This is a genomic window from Terrabacter sp. R4-6, assembly GCF_057529065.1.
The window spans coordinates 3,848,864-3,866,698 of the sequence record NZ_CP197224.1; the positions used below are offsets into that span (position 1 = coordinate 3,848,864).

Annotated in this window: 17 protein-coding genes; 10 read left to right on the forward strand and 7 right to left on the reverse strand. The window is 70.6% G+C overall.

Annotated elements, in window-relative coordinates; genetic code table 11:
• Positions 1-25: 25 nt before the first annotated feature.
• Positions 26-2,218 carry an FG-GAP-like repeat-containing protein gene (locus tag ACSSS0_RS17875; RefSeq protein WP_487229043.1) on the forward strand — a complete coding sequence of 731 codons (2,193 nt, stop codon included), beginning with the start codon at positions 26-28 and terminating at the stop codon, positions 2,216-2,218.
• A 97-nt stretch (positions 2,219-2,315) separates the two neighbouring features.
• On the opposite strand, the gene ACSSS0_RS17880 is transcribed toward ACSSS0_RS17875, so the two are convergent.
• A complete protein-coding gene (locus tag ACSSS0_RS17880) occupies positions 2,316-4,376 on the reverse strand; it encodes a PhoX family protein (RefSeq protein WP_487229044.1) in 2,061 nt (686 codons plus the stop codon).
• A gap of 266 nt (positions 4,377-4,642) precedes the next feature.
• Between ACSSS0_RS17880 and ACSSS0_RS17885 the strand changes: the two genes are divergently transcribed.
• Both ACSSS0_RS17885 and ACSSS0_RS17890 read left to right on the forward strand, forming a co-directional pair.
• Positions 4,643-5,836, forward strand: coding sequence for a hypothetical protein (locus ACSSS0_RS17885; RefSeq protein ID WP_487229045.1), 1,194 nt, complete (start codon positions 4,643-4,645; stop codon positions 5,834-5,836).
• A gap of 76 nt (positions 5,837-5,912) precedes the next feature.
• Complete coding sequence (locus tag ACSSS0_RS17890) at positions 5,913-7,097, forward strand: glycosyltransferase (RefSeq protein WP_487229046.1); 1,185 nt, start codon at positions 5,913-5,915, stop codon at positions 7,095-7,097.
• A 38-nt stretch (positions 7,098-7,135) separates the two neighbouring features.
• Here ACSSS0_RS17890 and ACSSS0_RS17895 read toward each other — a convergent pair whose 3' ends face one another.
• Both ACSSS0_RS17895 and ACSSS0_RS17900 read right to left on the reverse strand, forming a co-directional pair.
• Positions 7,136-8,086: an acyl-CoA thioesterase gene (locus ACSSS0_RS17895; RefSeq protein WP_487229047.1), complete on the reverse strand. Its 951-nt coding sequence runs from the start codon at positions 8,084-8,086 to the stop codon at positions 7,136-7,138.
• A 28-nt stretch (positions 8,087-8,114) separates the two neighbouring features.
• Positions 8,115-12,455, reverse strand: coding sequence for an FtsK/SpoIIIE domain-containing protein (locus tag ACSSS0_RS17900; RefSeq protein WP_487229048.1), 4,341 nt, complete (start codon positions 12,453-12,455; stop codon positions 8,115-8,117).
• Positions 12,456-12,709: 254 nt separating this feature from the next.
• On the opposite strand from ACSSS0_RS17900, the gene ACSSS0_RS17905 reads away from it, so the two are divergent.
• Entirely contained in the window at positions 12,710-12,997 is a 288-nt protein-coding gene (locus tag ACSSS0_RS17905) for a hypothetical protein (RefSeq protein ID WP_487229049.1), read from the forward strand.
• Here ACSSS0_RS17905 and ACSSS0_RS17910 read toward each other — a convergent pair.
• Positions 12,975-14,105 (reverse strand): tyrosine-type recombinase/integrase, encoded by a 1,131-nt coding sequence (locus tag ACSSS0_RS17910; RefSeq protein WP_487229050.1) that lies wholly within the window; start codon positions 14,103-14,105, stop codon positions 12,975-12,977. The two genes, ACSSS0_RS17905 and ACSSS0_RS17910, sit on opposite strands and share 23 nt — an antisense overlap.
• Complete coding sequence (locus ACSSS0_RS17915) at positions 14,080-14,547, reverse strand: helix-turn-helix transcriptional regulator (protein ID WP_487229051.1); 468 nt, start codon at positions 14,545-14,547, stop codon at positions 14,080-14,082. Before ACSSS0_RS17915 ends, ACSSS0_RS17910 begins: the two co-directional genes overlap by 26 nt.
• 112 nt (positions 14,548-14,659) lie before the next feature.
• Between ACSSS0_RS17915 and ACSSS0_RS17920 the strand changes: the two genes are divergently transcribed.
• The 5 genes from ACSSS0_RS17920 to ACSSS0_RS17940 all read left to right on the forward strand — a co-directional run bounded on the left by ACSSS0_RS17920 (position 14,660) and on the right by ACSSS0_RS17940 (position 16,158).
• A complete protein-coding gene (locus ACSSS0_RS17920) occupies positions 14,660-14,854 on the forward strand; it encodes a helix-turn-helix transcriptional regulator (protein ID WP_487229052.1) in 195 nt (64 codons plus the stop codon).
• A gap of 179 nt (positions 14,855-15,033) precedes the next feature.
• Positions 15,034-15,216 carry a hypothetical protein gene (locus ACSSS0_RS17925; protein WP_487229053.1) on the forward strand — a complete coding sequence of 61 codons (183 nt, stop codon included), beginning with the start codon at positions 15,034-15,036 and terminating at the stop codon, positions 15,214-15,216.
• A 5-nt stretch (positions 15,217-15,221) separates the two neighbouring features.
• Positions 15,222-15,431 carry a hypothetical protein gene (locus ACSSS0_RS17930; protein ID WP_487229054.1) on the forward strand — a complete coding sequence of 70 codons (210 nt, stop codon included), beginning with the start codon at positions 15,222-15,224 and terminating at the stop codon, positions 15,429-15,431.
• Complete coding sequence (locus ACSSS0_RS17935; RefSeq protein ID WP_487229055.1) at positions 15,428-15,958, forward strand: hypothetical protein; 531 nt, start codon at positions 15,428-15,430, stop codon at positions 15,956-15,958. Before ACSSS0_RS17930 ends, ACSSS0_RS17935 begins: the two co-directional genes overlap by 4 nt.
• Entirely contained in the window at positions 15,955-16,158 is a 204-nt protein-coding gene (locus ACSSS0_RS17940) for a hypothetical protein (protein ID WP_487229056.1), read from the forward strand. The genes ACSSS0_RS17935 and ACSSS0_RS17940 overlap by 4 nt, the downstream gene beginning before the upstream one ends.
• A gap of 359 nt (positions 16,159-16,517) precedes the next feature.
• Here ACSSS0_RS17940 and ACSSS0_RS17945 read toward each other — a convergent pair whose 3' ends face one another.
• Positions 16,518-16,757, reverse strand: a complete 240-nt coding sequence (locus ACSSS0_RS17945) for a hypothetical protein (protein ID WP_487229057.1) — start codon at positions 16,755-16,757, stop codon at positions 16,518-16,520.
• A gap of 212 nt (positions 16,758-16,969) precedes the next feature.
• Positions 16,970-17,350, reverse strand: coding sequence for a hypothetical protein (locus ACSSS0_RS17950; RefSeq protein ID WP_487229058.1), 381 nt, complete (start codon positions 17,348-17,350; stop codon positions 16,970-16,972).
• Between the two features lie 15 nt (positions 17,351-17,365).
• Between ACSSS0_RS17950 and ACSSS0_RS17955 the strand changes: the two genes are divergently transcribed.
• Positions 17,366-17,827, forward strand: a complete 462-nt coding sequence (locus tag ACSSS0_RS17955) for a hypothetical protein (protein ID WP_487229059.1) — start codon at positions 17,366-17,368, stop codon at positions 17,825-17,827.
• The last annotated feature ends 8 nt before the right edge of the window (positions 17,828-17,835 follow it).

Genomic DNA, 17,835 nt, shown 5'->3' on the forward strand with positions numbered 1-17,835 from the left:
CGTCCACACAGGGAAGGACAGCCACGTGGCTCGTCAGCATCAGGGGGCGCGCGCCCTCGTCATCGGGCTCGCCGCGGCGCTGCTCGCACCCATCGCCGTCTCGGCACCGGCAGGTGCCGCCACCGATGCCGGCTCGATCGACCCCGGCAACCTGCGCGGCCGAGCCGGCCAGGTCCTCGCGGGCCAGCTCGACGCCTCGGACGCCCACGTCCGGACGGGTGCCGAGAAGGTCGCCGCCGCGTCGACGGGGCGCACCAAGCCGTCGCGCACGAAGCAGGACCCGAGCGCGCGCGACGGTGCGTCGCTGGCGGCCCCGGGCGACACCACCTACTCCGCCCAGGCGGTGGCGTGCGTGCCCGACGACTTCTGGCTCAACACCCTCGCCGATCGCACCGTCGTGCACGCGAGCTCGGCCGGCGCCGCGAGCATCACCGTCCAGCGCCAGCGCGAGTACGGCACGTGGCGGACCGTCGGCTCGGCGTCGACGAGCTCGGTCGTCGTCGACGACCGGACGAACAACCAGCGCGCCTTCACGAAGTACCGCCTCATCGCCAAGACCTCGTCGGGCGCCGTCCTCGAGGACTGCGTCACGGAGGACTTCCAGGGCACCTGGACCCGCGACGGCTGGGGAGAGTCCGACGCCGTCGTCGCGACGACGTCCGGCATCTACCAGCAGGGCCGCTGGGACCCGGGCGACCGCTCGACCACCGGTGACTGGGTCGGGCCGGCCTACTCCACGGACGGCCGGCTCTTCGCGGTGACGCGCACCGACGCGGCCGTGGGCCACCCGGTGCTCGAGGTCCGTCGCTCGTCGACGTCCGCGGTCGCCTTCACCGTCGACCTGGGCAGCAGCTTCATCCCGGCCGACCCGGCCTTCTCCTACGACGGGCAGACGCTCGCGTACTCCCGCTACGACGCCAACGGCGAGCCGGTCGGGCTCGGCTTCGTCGACGTCTTCGGGTCCCACACCAAGCGCTCCGTCACGACGGAGCCGGCCGCGGCCGAGCCGGCCTGGCGTCCCGACGGGACCCTCGTCGTCAGCACCTTCGGCACCGACGCCGACGGCCTCGGCACCCTGTGCGCCACCTGCGCGACGGTGACCCCGCTGTCCGGGACGGCCGGCGGCTACACCGCGGAGGTCGGCCCCGACGGCACCGTGTGGTTCACGACCGACAACGGGACGGCGAGCACGCTGAAGAAGCGCACGGCCGCGGGCGCCGTGACCACGCTGCGCACGTCGACGACCGACTCGTACACCTCGCCGCGCCTGACGCTGGACGGCACGCTCTACGTCGAGCGTGACACCCCCGACCCCGTCACGCCCGACGCGTACTCCGTCGGCGTGTACGTCGTGGCCCCGGGTGGCGCCACGAACGGCGACGACGACGAGCTCACCGCGATCGGCTGGGAGGACGCCCCCGACGGCACCGGCCTCGCCGGCTGGGACGTGCGCCAGCCGCAGTCCAAGGGCAGCTCGAACCGGACCGCCGAGGGCCACCACGACCTCATCGCCCGCGACAGCGCCGGCGCGCTGTGGGCCTACCGCAACACGGGCTGGGAGCTCACCGGCCGGGCACAGATCGGCTCCGGCTGGGGCATCTACAACACCGTCGTCGCCGTCGGTGACCTGACCGGCGACGACCAGGCAGACCTCGTCGCCCGCGACTCGGCCGGGACCCTGTGGCTCTACCGCGGACGTCCCGGCGGTGGCGGGTTCCTCGCCCGCACGCAGTTCGGCACCGGGTGGGGCAGCTACACGATCGTCGGCCCCGGCGACTGGAACGGTGACGACCGCGCCGACATCGTGGCCCGCGACGGCAAGGGTGTCCTCTGGCTCTACGCCGGCACCGGCCGTGGCTCGCTCGCGCCGCGCGTCCAGATCGGCACGGGCTGGTCGGGCATCACGGCGATCGTCGCGAGCGGCGATGCCGACTTCGACGGCAAGACCGACCTCATCGCCCGCGACGGCCTCGGCAAGCTCTTCGTCTACCCCGGCAACGGCACGGGCGGCTTCCTCGCCCGTCGTCAGATCGGCACCGGCTGGGGTGGCTTCACCTCGCTCACGGTGACCGAGACGACCTACGGCCGCGCTCAGGTGTGGGCCCGCACGGCGACGGGCGACCTCGTCGGCTACGAGCTCTACGCCGACGGGACCTTCGTCCCCGGCGAGGTCTTCAGCGAGGGCGGCGGCTGGAAGACGATGCTGCTCACGGCCTGAGCGTCCCCTCGGTCGCAGCACACGGCATACGTCCTCGGACGCAGGAAGGCCCGGCACCCCCTGACGGTGCCGGGCCTTCGCCGGTCGTGACGCTCGGTCAGCGGCGGTAGGAGACGACGACGCTCGGGCGCGGGAAGCCGTCGGTGTGCGGCCACGTGCTCGACGGGGTCTCGAAGGTCGCGCCGTCCGTCTCGCCGGGGTGCTGCACGGCGATGAAGACCGAGCGCTGGTCCTCGGAGACGAGCGGGCCGCACGTCTCGGCGCCGAACGGCACGGTGAGGAACTGCTCGACGCGGCCACGGTCGCGGCCGGCGACCGGCACCCGGAAGAGGCCGTCGTTGGAGCCGAGGACGTTGCCGTCCGTCGAGATCCAGAGGTTACCGACGGCGTCGAAGGCGACGTTGTCGGGGCAGCTGATCGGGCTGACCTTCGACTTGTCGTAGCCGGCGAAGTACGTCTCCGGGGCCGCGGGGTCACCGCAGACGAGGAAGAGGTCCCACGTGAACGTCGTTGCGGTGTGGTCGTTCCCGTGCTCGGTGAGCTCGAGGACGTAGCCGTTGCGGTTGCCCGACTTGCTCGTCAGCGGGGCGCCGAGGGCCGAGCGGACCATGCTCGACGCGAGCGGGTTGGTCTCGTCGGTCGGGTACTTCACGCCGCGGTCGGAGTTGTTGGTGAGGGCGGCGTAGATCTTGCCGTTGACGGGGTTGGGCTCGACGTCCTCGGGACGGTCCATCTTCGTCGGGCTGACCGTGTCGGCGGCGAGGCGGGTGTTGACGAGCACCTCGGCGACGCTCATGCCCGCGACGTGGGAGGTCGTGTCCGAGGTCAGCGCGACCCACGTGCCGGCACCGTCGAACTCGCCGTCGCCCGTGCCGTCGCCGACGAACTTCGCGACGTAGAGCGTGCCCTTCGTCAGGAGGGTCTTGTTGTGCGCGCGGGCAGCCCGCGAGCCGCCCTTGCGGAAGCGGTCGGCCGAGACGAACTTGTAGAGGTAGTCGCCGCGCTCGTCGTCACCCATGTAGGCGACGGCGTGGCCGGAGTCGGAGATGGTGACGTTGGCGCCCTCGTGCTTGAAGCGGCCGAGCATCGTCTGCTTGACCGGCGTCGAGTCGGGCTCGAAGGGGTCGACCTCGACGACCCAGCCGAAGCGGTAGGCCTCGTGCGGGTGCTTGCTGAGGTCGAAGCGCTCGTCGACGGTCGACCAGCCGCGGTTCGTCACGGCCGCCGTCGCGAGGCCGTAGCGCTTGAACGAGGTCGCGTCGGCGGGGTCGACGGTGCCACTCGCGTCGAAGTAGCCGTTGAAGTTCTCCTCGCCGGACAGGACGGTGCCCCATGGCGTCGTGCCTCCGGCGCAGTTGCCGAACGTGCCGTGGACGCGGGTGCCGGTCGGGTCGGCGGCGGTGCGGAGCAGCTCGTGACCCGCAGCCGGGCCGTGGAAGGCGAACTCCGTGTGGACCGTGACGCGGCGGTTGTGGTGGGCGCGGCGGTGGTCCGAGCGGATCCACGAGCCAGTGGCCCGGCCGCGCTCGATGGTGACGACCGACATGCCGTGGGCGGCCATCGCGATCTTCTTGATGGTGGCGTCGTCGTACTCGCCCGTCGGGAACATGAGGTTCTCGTCCGTGTACTCGTGGTTCGTGACGAGCAGCGCGCGCCGGCCGTCGAGGGGCAGGACGCCGACGTAGTCGTTGTTGTAGCCGAACTGCCTGGCCTGGCCCTCGGGCGTCTGGGCGTGTGCGTCGAAGCGCGGCGCACCGGCCTCGACCGGGTCGCCCCAGCGGATGACGACGTTGTGGGTGAACTCGGGGGCGTTCGTCACGGTGTCGGCGCGGTTCGGCGCGACCGGCGTGAAGGCAGCGCGCCCGACGTCGCCGGAGGTGCGGCTGCGACCGGCCGCGGTGCCGGCGCCGGTGCCCACCGCCGCGGCGGGCGTGGCGCTCGCGAGGCTGCCGACGACGAGGGCTCCGGCGCCGATGGCGCCACCCTTGAGGAGGGACCGACGGGCGAGGGCGCTCTCGACGAGGTCGCGCATGGCGGGACCGGCCGACTCGTTGGGGACGGGCGCGTCACAGGCGTTGTTGCAGCGGTAGTGGCACGTCATGCGGCTGCGCGAGCCGTGCCGGGGTGTGGCGATCAGGGGGAGAAGCTTGGGGGTCACGCGGGCGCTCCTTCGGCGAGTGAGTCCGCCGCGCCCCTGGGGTCGGCGCGGCCGGGATCCGCCTGTGACGCTATGAGCGGTGGGGGAGCGGTCGGGTGCTGCTGCGGTGGCCATCTGGTGAACTCCGCGTGTCTGCTCAGGCCGACGACGGCCACGAGGGCGCCTCGTGCTGCGGCCGGCGGTCGACTTCTCGTATCAGGACACGCCGTTCGTGCATCTGGACGACACTGAGAGCCCATCGCAACGCGAGTGAGAGTGAGCGTCCGATGACCGAACCCGTGACCCCGCTGAATCGTGTCGACGCAGCCCTCCGAGCGAGCGCGCCGGAGGTCGACGAGAGCAGTGGCAACACCCTGTTCACCTGGGCCGGGGGCGGATTCGCACTGTTGACAGGACTGCTCACCTTCTTCGGCATCAAGGAAGGCGTGCTGGCCCGGGTCGTGCACGACAACCCCCTCGCCGCCATGGGCATCCTGCTCTTTCTCGGGCTGGGGGTGCTGCTGGCCGTCGTTGCGCCGTCGATCAAGATGGGAGCCGGGGCGGCCCGGGCGCCGTTGTGGTTCCTGCTCCTCGTCATCGTGGCGCTCATGCTGGCGACGGAGTGGCTCAGCAAGGACTTCGCAGGCTCCCCGTGGTCAGGCCAGTTCAACACCGCCAAGATCACCCTCACCGTGGTGTCCGTCGCGGTCATCGTCCTGCTCAGGTTCACGAGCCTGAGGATGCCGTGGTCCTATGCCTTCGCCGTCCTCGCGGTGGCCTTGGTCAGTGCCGGCCTCTACATCGCGGCGAAGACGACGATCCTGGACAGCACGACCGAGGGCGCCATCACCGCCACCGCGTCCTTCGGCGATGCACCTAGCCCCGGGCAGCTGACGGTGAAGGTCGGTGGCGACGCGATCTACTCGACCGTCTACGTCAAGGTCGACGACGGCGGCGCGAGCACCTTCGGCTCGGCCCAGTTCGCTCCGGATCGCGGTGGCAAGCTCGAGGGGTCGACGGCGGTCCTGATTCCCATGAGCGCAGCGAAGGTCGTGGTGCACACCTGTCAGAAGCAGCCGTCGGTGCAGGCGGATGTCCCCGACAGCACCGACGCGGCGGCTCCCCGGCCAGGCTCCCAGGACTGCACGGAGTGGACGGACCAGGTGACGCTGCAGGTGCCCCGGGCCGGCGAGCGGGTGACGGCCTCGATGACCTCGGCGACGGGAGCCGAGGTGGCCTATGCGGTCGAGGGTTACGACGTGCTGCCGGGCAGGACGTACCGGGTCGTCGTCTCGTCGACGGCGCCGTCCGCGACGCGAAGCGTGTCCGTCGTCGCGGCGAAGGCCGACGGCACCTTCTCGCTCACCGGCACGGTGAAGCCCGTCAAGGGCCAGACGTGGACGGTAGCCGGCGTCTTCTGCGACTCAGGAGCCGCGTGCAGCCCGCCGACCGAGCTGGCCCGGTACACCCTCGCCAAGTGATCGCCGCCGGTGACGCGTCACCCTGGATGGTGAGGAACCGGTGTGGGGCCGGCGCGGCGGTGGGACGCTGAGAACCATGCGCATGCTCTTCGCGTCGACTGCAGGGGCAGGACACTTCGGCCCGATGGTCCCCGTGGCCCACGCCCTCGTGGCTGCGGGACACGAGGTGCGGGTCGCGGCACCGGGATCCTTCGCGGATCACGTGGCCCGGGCCGGTCTCGAGCACGTCCCGTTCGACGACGTGCCACCGGAGGTCATGGGTGCGGTGTTCGCCCGGATCCCGTCGATGACGCCGGAGGAGGCCAACGCCACGGTCGTCCGGGAGGTCTTCGGCCGGCTCGACGCCCGAGCGGCCTATCCGCGGGTGCAGCAGGTCGTCGATGACTGGGCGCCGGACGTCATCCTCCGCGAGCCCTGCGAGTTCGGGTCGCTCGCCGCCGCCGAGCGGTCCGGTGTGCCACACGCGGAGGTGGCGATCGGGGTGGGCCGGGTTCGCGCCTGGGCGGGGGAGTACCTCGTGGAGCCGCTGCTCGAGCTCGACGAGATGGCCGGACTCGCGTCCGGCACGTGCACTCGCGGGTCGACGACGGCGCCGGTGCTCACCTCCGTCCCGGCGTCGCTCGACGGCGAGGCGGGGACATCGCCGAGCCAGGCCACGATCCGCTATCGCGCCCGACCGGTCGAGGCTCGTGAGGGCTCGCTCCCGGCGGCGTGGGGCGACGGCGACCAGCCGCTCGTCTACGTCACCTTCGGGTCGGTCACGGGCGGGCTCGATGACCTGAGCCCGGTCTTCCGTGGATCGCTCGAGGCGCTTGCGGGCCTGCCCGTCCGGGTGCTGCTGACCACGGGCCACGCCGGCGACCCGGAGGCGCTCCGTCCGTGGCCTGACAACGCGCACGTCGAGCAGTGGTGGCCCCAGGACGAGATCATGCCGCTCGCGTCGGCGATGGTCGGGCACGGCGGTTTCGGCACGACCATGACGGCAGTGGCCGCCGGGGTTCCGCAGGTCGTCCTGCCGCTCTTCGCGTCCGACCAGGAGATCAACGCGACGCGCGTCCACGAGGCAGGTGCCGGCATACGACTGGGCGGCCGGACACGGGCGACGGAGCACCTGGCCGAGGCTGTGACACGGGTCCTCGCGGACCCGACCATGCGAGCGGCGGCCAGAGGACTTGCTGACGAGATCGCCTCTCTGCCAGACATCTCGGAGGTCGTCGAGGTCGTCGAAGGGCTTGCCGTGGGCCGCCCCAACGTGACGTGACGCCGCGATCGGCGTGACGGGTGGGGCACGTCCCGGCGTCAGGGGATGTGGCGCTCGGCATCGACCTCGTTGCGCATCTCGACGAGCGACTGCGCATGGTCGCGCAGGGCGACGTCCTCGTCGCTCACCGGCACCCACGGGCGCGCGGCGACGGCGTTGCCGTCGACGTCGAGCGGCACGAAGACGATGAGCGAGTGGGTCGTCAGGTCGAGGTCGCCGGTGGACGGGTCGCCCGAGCGGACGTGCACGCTGATGTGCATGCTCGACGTGCCCGTGAGCAGCAGCCGCGCCTCCACCTCGACGAGGTGGCCGATGCGGAGCGACCGGTAGAAGCGGACCCCGCCGGCGTAGACCGCGACGTTGGACGCCGAGCCGGTCCACTGGGTGGCGAGCACGTGCGCGGCCTCGTCGATCCAGCGCATGACGATCCCGCCGTGCACCTTGCCTCCCCAGTTGACGTCGGTCGGGGCGGCGAGGAAACGCAGCACGGCGCGGGGTGCGGTGCCGGCGTCGCTGTAGGTCTGGGCGGACATCGCGGCGGCGATCTCGTTGCGCAGCCCGATCCGGGTGACCGCGCTCTCCTGCCACTCGCGGTCGTGCTCGTCCTCGGGGACGAGCTGGGGGACCGGGGTCGGCCGGCCGTGCTCGTCGACGGCGACGAAGACCATGATGCAGTCGGTCGTCGGCCGGAGGTCGCCGTCCTTGGGGTTGCCGGCCGAGACCGTGACGAGGATGTGCATGCTCGTCGTGCCCGTGTGGATGACACGAGCCGTGGCCTCGACGAGGTCGCCGACCTCGACGGGCCGGGTGAAGCGCACGTTGCCGACGTATGCCGTGACGCTGTAGGTCCCGCTCCACCCCGCGGCTGCGGCGTAGCCCGCCTTGTCGATCCACTCGAGGACGCGTCCACCGCCGACCGTGCCGGAGTACCCGGCGTCGGTGGGCGCGGCGAGGAAACGGAGGGTGATCTCTCGGGCGCCACGCGGCATGGGTCCTCCTCGGGGCCTGGGGTGTGGGTCACGAGAGTGGCAGAGAGGGAGCCGTCGTGGGTGGTGAGTCCGACGTCCGGCACGCCGGCGGGTCCAGCTGGGCCACCTGGACCGGTGTCGAGCGGCCGTCGAGCACGAGATGGCCCTGGCCGGGCCGACGGGTCGTCCCGATCTCGAGGCGGACGCCGAGCACGTCGCCGTCACCGGAGGACGTCGCACCGAGGAGGATGCCGACGCCGTCGCGGGCCACTTCCGGCACGAGCCCGCGGAAGGCCCCGTTGGCGCGCGAAAGGTCGGCGGCGACCACGACGACCCCGTCCGTGCCGTCGACGACCCGAGCCGCCTCGACGAGCGCGGCCTCGGTGGGGCTGCCGTCCACGAGCTCCGCGTCGTCGACGAGCAGACACAGGTCGGGGTCGTGGCGCCTCATGCGGATGAGGTCCGTGGAGTCGTGCTGGGCCAGCAGTGGGCACTCCTGGCCGGCCGCCCAGACGGACAGCATGGAGTGTCGCGGACTGACGACGCAGACGTGTCGTCCCTGCTGGAGCAGCTGCTCACCGATGGTCACCAGGGTCGTCGATCGACCGGACCGGTGGTGGCCGGCGACGAGGACGCGACGGTGGCCGGCACCGAGCGGCACCGCCAGAGGGACCGCGTCGTCACCCCCGACGCCGACCCACACGCCGTCGCGCGTCGGCGTCAGGTCCTTGAGCCGCACCCGCTCCGGCAGCGCCGTGAGGCGCCACGGGGCGCGGGTTGGCCTCTGGCCCGGGGTCGCGCGATGTGCTGCCGCGGTGCGCTCGACGGCGTCCGCGACGGCGGAGAGGCCGGGGCCGGGCGTGGCCAGCTGCACCTCGCGTCCGGTGCGGAGGTCGACCGCCCGTCCCGGCGGCCTTGCCGTGGCCGCGAGCTCGGGGGAGACGCCGGCGAGGGTGAGGTCCAGCGGGTCGGGCAGTTGCAAGGCCAGCCGGTGGTCGAGAAGCCCGGGCAGCCTGCCGGAGAGGATCGCCCGGCCACCCGTCACGGCGAACCTCACGCCGGCGCCGGGCCCGTCACGGAGCAGGCGGTGCAGCTCGTCCACGGGTGCGCCGTGGTCGAGTCGCGACAAGGACTCCTCGACCGACTCCCAGCCGTCGACGAGCACCACTGTGCGGGGCGGTCCGGGCTCGTCCCCCTCGACGAGCTGCAGGAGACGGCGGACGAGGCGTCGGGTGCGGGTCGGGTCGCCACCGTCGGTCACCGTCCCGACGTGGGGAAGCGACCCGAGGGCGGAGCACGGTCCGGCGACACCTTGGAGCACATGGACGTGCAGATCGTCGGGTGAGGCGCTCGCGGCGAGGCCGAGGGCGAGCGTGAGCAGGGCGGTGGAGCGACCCGACCGTGGACCGCCGGCGATCCCGAGGTGCCCATGGTCGCTCGCACACCACCGGAAGGTGTCACGTCGCTGCTCGTCGGGCACGTCGACCATGCCCATGGGCACGTCGAGTGCCTCCGTCGAGCCCGAGCAGTGCCCGCCGTCGGCGGCCTCGTCACGCCCGGTCGGCTCGGCCCGGGTCAGCTCGGTCGGGGTCAGCTCGGTCGGGGTCAGCTCTGTCGGGAGCGGCGGCAGCCAGGGCGGGGGCTGGGTCCCGACGCCGGAGCGGTGAGCGGCGGCGCGCGCCGCGTCTACGACGGCGAGGAGCTCGCTCGGTGGGCGTGGCTCGTCCGCGGCGTCCGCGGGCGCCTCGACCGCGGACAGCAGGTCGCGCACGACCACACGGACGCGGTCCGTGGTCTCGCGGCCGTCGCCCAGGGGATCCCCGAGGTAGGCGGTCTGCACCGTGGTGAGGCTTCGGTCGCCCGAGCGCACGCAGGCCCGTCCGGGCGCTCGCGGGTCGAGCGACGCGGCGTCTGCGGCGTCCACCACGTCCTCGCTGTCGGCGCGGTCACGGACCCGCAGGGCGATGCGGAGGGCCACATTGGCACGCATGTCGGCGGAGACGATGCCGGCCGGGCGCTGGGTCGCCAGCACGAGGTGGAGCCCGAGCGAGCGGCCGAGGGCCGCGACGCGCACCAGGCCGGCGACGAACTCCGGGAACTCGTCCGCGAGGGCCTTGAACTCATCGACGACGATGACGAGCCGGGACAACGGTGGGAGCTCACGGCATACGCCCGCGGTGCGCCAGTAGTCGTCGAGGTCGCGCGCGGACGCCTGTGAGAGCAGCCGCTCGCGGCGCTTCATCTCGGCATCGAGCGAGGTCAGCGCTCGTGCGGTGAGGTGCGCGTCGAGGTCGGTGACGAGGCCGACCGTGTGCGGTAGTCGCGCGCAGTCGCTGAAGGCCGAGCCGCCCTTGTAGTCCACGAGCAGCAGGCCCAGCTCGTCCGGCGGGTTGCTGACGGCGAGGCCGGTCACCAGGGTCTGGAGCAGCTCCGACTTGCCGGAGCCGGTGGTTCCGCCGACGAGCACGTGCGGACCGTCCGTCGCCAGGTCGACCGCGAGGTCGCCATCTGTGGTCCGGCCCAGGAGAGCCATCGGCCGACCCGTGCTTCGCGACCAGGACCGCGCCAGACCGTCGGCGGTCGTGGGGTCGATGCCCACGCCCCGGTGCAGCTCGACGAACGAGACGGTGCGCGGCAGGGCTGCAGACCCGGCCTCCGGCGTGGCGTCGACGCAGGGCGACAGGGAGCGGCTGACGTCCTCGAGCCAGCTGTCGGCGGGTAGGTCCGGGACCACTCCCGTGAGCGTGTGGCCGTCCTCGCGCACCGTGGCCGAGGCTGCCGCGTCGGCGAGCTCGACCGTGGCACGGGTCTCGGCCGGGAGCGAGGCGACGTCGCGGTCGATGCAGACGAAGGTGAGCCCGGCCAGGGGCCCGGCCCGCAGCAGGTCTGCGACCCCGGGACGGGCACGCAGCCCGCTGGCTCCGTCGAGGAGCACGACGAGGTCAGGGGAGGGACGGTGCGTGCCCGTCCAACGACCGTCGTCCGCCGCGAGGCGGCTGTCGACGAGCTCGCGGAGCGCGGACACGTGTCCTGCCACGTCGGTCGCGGCGCCGGCGAGACGCGCCCCCGAGCCGTCGTCCTCCCGGAGGTGGGGGAGGTGCGCAGCCCACTCCCAGTCGAGCGCGCGCTGGTGCGTGTCGGCGAGGACGTGCACCTGGACGCTGCGCGGCGTGTGCCAGGTCGCCACCTGCAGGAGCAGGCTGCCGACGAGCGACACCGTGTGCTCACGTGGGCCGGCGATCCCCACGACGCCGGACGTCCCGAGACTGAGCAGGGCAGGCAGTCCGTCCACGAGCGGGATGCCCTCGGGCGCCGGACCGGACACGTCGACCGCGGCCGGTTGCGTCGCCGTGCCGAGCCGGAGCACCAGGTGGTCGTCGTCCGACGAGCGGCGCTCCCACAGGCGGGTGCCGCGCCGCCGCACGACGGCCTGGAGGTGGCCGAGGTCGGGATGGTGCTCGCGTCGTCGCTCGGCGTCCGCCGCGGCAGCCTCAGCGAGGTGAGCGCGGGCCCGGGCGAGCAGCACGGCGTGGTCCCGGACCTGCCTGCGGTACGACACCCGACCGGCGCGCCGGTCGCTCCACCACTGGCCGACGAGCAGGAGCGGTGACATGAGGGCGAAGAGGAGGAGGGCCGGTGAGGAGAGCGCGACGGCGAGAACGGCCGACAGGGCCACGGGAGCCAGTGAGGTGAGCAGCGGCATCCGGTGTCGTTCCGGGCGCGACGGGGCCTCGGGGAAGATCACCGACGGCGGCGTGCCCGGGTCGCGGAAGCGTGGCTGGCGGTGGATCCGGACCTCACCGTCCACGATGTCGTGGTGCCCGCTGCGGACGTCCACGCTGCCGAGGACGAGCGTCGTCGACCCCACGGTCAACAGCCGGCCGGGCTCCAGCCGCGCACCCTCGCTCGGCAACAAGACCCCGTCGATGCGCGAACCGTTGGTCGGGTGGTGGTCCGTGACGCTGATGTGGTCGGGGGCCACGGTGACGACCGCGTGCACGCGCGAGACGCCAGGGTCGTCGAGGCGGACGTCCGCGGACGCGGCCCGGCCGATGACGTGCTCACCGCGGCCGAGAGACACGACTCTTCCCGCCCCGACCCCACCGGCCAGGCGCAGCTCCACGGCGCCGCGACCCGGCGCGGCCTCCACGGGGTCGTCCGGCCGGGTGATGGTCAGCAGGGCCCCCCGCAGAAGCGGCGGTGACCCGACCACGGCATCGTCGGTGACGACGCGGCCGCCGACGCTGAAGCCGCAGCCCGGGACACCGGCGACGGCGGTGAGCTCGGGACGGACCGCGCCGAAGGTCGTGCCCGACGGGGCTTCGACCGTGACGTGTCGCGGCGGCACGCCGACCTGACGGGGGGCGACGACGGTCATGGTCAGGCGCACCGGCTCCTCCTTCTCGTGGTGCCCCCATGAGACCGCCGGCCAGCCGGCCGCCCACCGTCGCGTGCACAGGTGTGGACGACGACGGCGGGGCTGTCCCGGCGCCCGCTACGGTGCTCGGCCCACCCGCGAGTCCACGGCACGCCTGTGGAGGAGGACCACGTGTTTGCGCGCATTTGACCTAGCTTGGACGCGCCAGATCACGACAGTCCGGGCAGGATGTCGGGCGTAGCAACTCACAGGGTTCAGGGGAACGCATGTCCACACAGGAAGCGGTGCGCCACGTCGAGGGCGAGGTCCGTGAGCTGATCCGTCGCTCTGGTCTCGATCCCGCCAGCGACGCCAAGGCCGTCCGCCGCCTCGTCCAGGACGCCGTCCAGGACTACGACGAGCGCTCCCTCCACGGGGGGCTGCCGTCGCTCGGCGACCAGCGCCTGGCGGTCCACTCCATCCTCGCGGTCGTCGCCGGCTACGGTCCGCTCCAGCAGTACTTCGACGACCCCACGGTCGAAGAGATCTGGATCAACGACCTAAACGGTGGCTGACCTGCAGCGGAGACGCCAAAGTCCGCTCAGAGTCCGCAGGACGAAGCACCGCCGCCGCCATCCCGGCTGCAGCCGCTCGTGTCTTGTCTTCCGCGGTGGGCCACAGGTGCGCGTAGGTGTCGAGCGTGACGCTCGCTTTCGAGTGCCCGAGGGCCCGCTGCACCGTCACCACGTCGCACCCAGCCGCGATCAGGCCCGATGCATAGAAGTGACGCAGTCCGTGAATGTGGACGCCAGAGACTCCGGCCCCCCTCGTCGTCCGCTGCCACCACGAGTTCACCGTCGTCGGTGGCAGTGCGCGCCCCGATCCCGAGAAGAAGAGCCATCCTTCCGACGCTGTCCCGAAGCGATCGACATGGGCCGAAAGCATCCCCACCAGTTCGTTGGGGATGAAGATCATCCGCTCTGACTCATACTTCGGCGGCCGGATCTCGGCGGGGCCTCCGACGCGCCGCTGGATCTGTCTGGCCACGGTGAGCGTGCGACGCAGGAAGTCAACGTCGTCGAGTTTCAGCCCAGACGCCTCGCCGAGGCGTAGTCCAGCGAAGGCACACACCCCGATGTAAGCCCGCATTGACTCGTCCGATGCCTCGATGAGCGACGCGACTTGGTCCTCGGAAGGCATGCTCATCCCTACCTCCGCCCGACGGCGCCTTGGCAGCTTGATGCCGGGGGAGGGGTCCACCGCGATCACGCGGTCCGCGACAGCGGCCTTCAATACGGCCCTGACGATGTTCATCCTCGTGGCGATCGTCGTAGGCGCGTACCCCGCGACCTGCATGTCCTTGACCCACTCTTCGAGAGTCGACCTTTGGATCGAGCCAATCTTCATTGAGCGGAACGGGACTGACCTGCGGACCAGGTTGTTCGACACCTCGGTCATGGGAGCCCAGATCTGCCTCGCCGCCCACTTCTGAAAGTAGCCGTCGAAGGTAACAGTGCCCGCCCGTGGGTCGACGTACATCCCGGTCACGACCGCCGTTGTGACCTCGTCGATCCAGCCCTGAGCGTCGATCTTCCGCTTGAAGTGTCGAGCGTGCTCTTTGCCGGCCGCGTCTCGGTAACGGGCGCGCCAGACGCCGTCAGTCCTTTTCTTGATGCTTGCCATGGATTCCACCCCCTGTCGCGGTGGATGGGATCCGCGATCGGATGAGCTGCAGTTCGCGTCGCGCTCGCTCCCGACGGTTGGAGAGTTCTGCGATCGTCTCGGTTGCTCGCTTCTCGGCTGCCCTGAGTTCGGCGCTTAAGTGGGCAAACTCAGCCTCCAACATCACACGACGCTTCTCTGCTTCTGCCATCTCGGATGCTGCGTCATCGCCCATGGCAAGCGTCGCCAAATCGTCCAGTCTGACCTCGAAGACTCGAGCGAGCGCCACCGCTTCGTCGAACTTCAAGGCTCTGGTCCCTGCCTCCAGCTTCGTGATCGTCTGCGGATGCATCGAGGGCACTCCCTCGCTAGCGAGGGCACTTGCGAGTGTCGCCTGAGAAAGGCCGACTCGTTCTCGAAGGGCCTTGATGTTCTTGCCGATCAACTCGTCTCTCGTCGTCACGCGTCACACCATAGCGCGACACACCAGAACGGCACTAGACAGTAGCAACCAGTTTGGGTGTACCATTTCAGTGTCATGCAGCACACACCAATGAAGCACCAGAGGATCAAGCATGTTCCAGAAGTTGCTCACCCTGGATGAGGTGGCTAACCGGCTCCGCCGTTCACCTGCGCAACTGCGCTGGATGCGCCACAACGACTCTGGGCCACGATCAGCCAAGATCGCCGGCCGAATCATGTACCGCGAGCAGGACGTCGAGGACTGGATCGACGCCCAGTTCGACGCCGAACCGAGGGCCACGGCCTAGGCCGCCCTCATGACCACCACCCTCGCCAGCAAAGAGGTCGTGATCGAGTGTCTGTAAGCGCAAGACCCCAACGAGCCATCGGGCTCCCAGCACTTCGAGGCATTGCGACACTCGACCTGTCGCGCTGCGTCGAGAGCCACTGCCTCGACGGCCGCGAGGCGGCCCGCCTGGTTCTGAACATGGGAGACGTCACCGGCCGCCTCGTGCGCCTCGAGATCGGTCATGCATCGTTCGTAGTCACGCCCGGGCCGCTGGCCCTTGAGCTGCGCGCCTGCGCCGGCGTCGAGGTCGTCGGACACAACGCCGCAGGCATCCACGCCCTGTTGAGCGCCTTGGAGCGCGGTTTCGGTGATGGCCGATGAGAATCGTGTATCTGTACGAACTGCCGCAGAACGAGCGCTACTCACTACTGCGAGGACAAGGAAGCATCCGAGATTGGCTGCGCCACAACAGAATCCCAGCGATGTGGTCTGCGGCCAACGGCGGCTGGCATGTGCGGACCGAGCGCGTTGCCGACCTCATCGCAAGGGCAGAGTTTGATGGCTTCCGGGTCACGGCGAAAGGCCCGATCGGTTGAGCATCAGGAGGATCGACTTCGGCGGCCGCGACTGGGCAGCACACGCCCAGGACCACTGGCTCGACTTCGCCGGCAACCCCAACTTCCCCGACTATCTGCGCATCGTGTTCGTCGCATACGGGCGGCACGCCGCCAACGGTCACGCGCGCCTCGACCAAGGTGAGCTGTCACGCTTCCTCGTCCGCAAGGACGGCACCCTGCCAGACCGACGCAACGTGCGGCACTCAATCGACCGGGCCATCGGCCTCGGGTACCTCACGGCCGGCTCGAAGGCCTTGTGTCTGGTGGTGAGCAGCCACCACGTCCAAGGCGGCATCGGCGACCCGGACCGGCGCTGCGACCGCGACCACGCGGTCCGGACGCGCCTGCGAAAGGACGTACCTGAACAACGTCCTTTCCCTCGAAACGACGTTAACGAAACTGGTCGTTTTGGTCAGAACGACGTATCTCGCGAACGTCGTTTCACGCTCAATCCCTCTTCTCTTCTCCACCCACCCGTCGACACACCAAACAGGGAGGCCTCGTGAAGGTCCAGATCCTCCGCGTTCTCGGAGTCCGCGCACGCGGTCCCGTCGTCCAAGCGATCGTCGACGAGCTCCGGGTCCGATGGCAGCCGCGCACCGCTTGGGACTGCGACTGCCTCGTTGAGGCGGACGAGGACGTATGCGACCACGTCGAAGCGGTCGTCGCGCTCCTCCACCCCAAAGTCCTAGGCGACGACCAGTGAACCTGCTCAAGGCCTGCGCCGACTGCGGCGAGCTCACCGACCGCGCACGCTGCGAGGACTGCCGCCCGCCCCAGGACAAGCCGAGCGCCACAAGGCGAGGCTACGACGCCGCCTGGAACCGGCTCTCGCATCGAGCCCGTCGGCTCCAGCCCTTCTGCACCGACTGCGGCACCACCGAGGACCTCACAGTCGACCACACGCCCGCGGCATGGAAGCGCAAAGCCGAAGGCAAGCCCATCAGGCTCAGCGACGTGGCGGTCGTCTGCCGCGGATGCAACGCGAGACGAGGAGCAGCGAGACCAGCCCGAGTCGACCCGCCCCCCGCCTCGGCAGGACCCCCGGGGAAGGCAGAGTCCGAGTCACTCATCCAGGCGGGCCCGTCGGACTGTGACCCACGTCTTGGCCCTGTAGTGGGCGACTGGGAAGGGCTCGCTGAGCTCGCCGTTATAGGGCCAATGCTCCTGAGCCGAGATGGTGAGGATGTCACCATCGACGGTGAACTCGTGAACGATCGTCATCTCGTTACGTCCAGCCCTGCCGTTGTGCTGATCACGGAAGATTTCGCTCTCGCCGCTCGGCAGCTCGACTCTGATGTCCATCGCGGGAGTCTGTCATGAAGGCTGCCGCTCTGGGCACCATCAAGGCTGAGCCTCCCGACTTGTCGGGCTGGTCGGCTAACCGAGCCGAGCGTCGCGAGCGCTTCGTCCGGGAGTTCCAGCTGGTGTCCAAGAGCGGTGGTACTGGCAGCCCGGAGATCGCGAAGTTCGATTCAGTCTCGGGAGGCTTCGCCGCCACGGTGGCTACCTGCACGTCAGCTGTGACCTTCCTTGCGCTCCTGCCTTGCCTTCTTGCGTTCCTTCTTCGCAATCGCCTTCTCAAGCTGGGCAACGAAATCGAGGGCCTCCTCGCTCTCCATCTCGGCGAAACGGTCGTCTGTCTTCGACAGGATCTCCATAAGCCTCGCAGAGGCGGCTTGCTCCCCGACCTCGTGCACGTGCGCCCCGAGGAGCCCCAGGAGCACCTGGAACATCATCTGCGACTTCATCTTGCCCGTGGTGTCCGTGGCCCAAAAATCGTCGTAGACCTCGACAACGTCCCGGCGCCCCTGCACGACGCCAACCAGGCCCATCAACAGGTCGTGGTTCGCGGCACGCCAACGCTCGACGCCGTCCGCGTAGTCGATCTTCTTCATGCGCGGGAGCCTGCCATGAGGGCCAGCCCGAAGGGTGTGATTGAAGCAGAACCGCTGGACTTCATCCGGCGGCACAAGGACCGCGCCCGGCAACGGAATTGCGTCAGCCGCACACCATTGCGCCCGACCCTGGGTGAGGGCGCGAGGAGGTTCCGTAAGGCGGAGTCTCGGTCAGTCGAGACTGTCGACGCCTTCGGGAGGAGGTTGCCGTCGCTCGTGTTGCGTTCGCTCATGCTGCCGTCGCTCGTGTCGCCTTCGCTCATGCTGGCGACGCTCCGGCTGCCGGCGCTCTGGCTGCCGGCGCTCTGGCTGCCGGCGCTCTGGCTGCCGGCGCTCTGGCTGCCGGCGCTCAGGCTGCGTTCTCTCAGCTGGAGTGCGCTCGACCACCGCCTCGACCTGGCGCTGTTGGCGCTGTTGGCGCTGCCTTCCCGGCGGCTCGGGAGCACTTTGGTCCGTCATTGGCCGAGGTTCTCATGAGGGCTGGA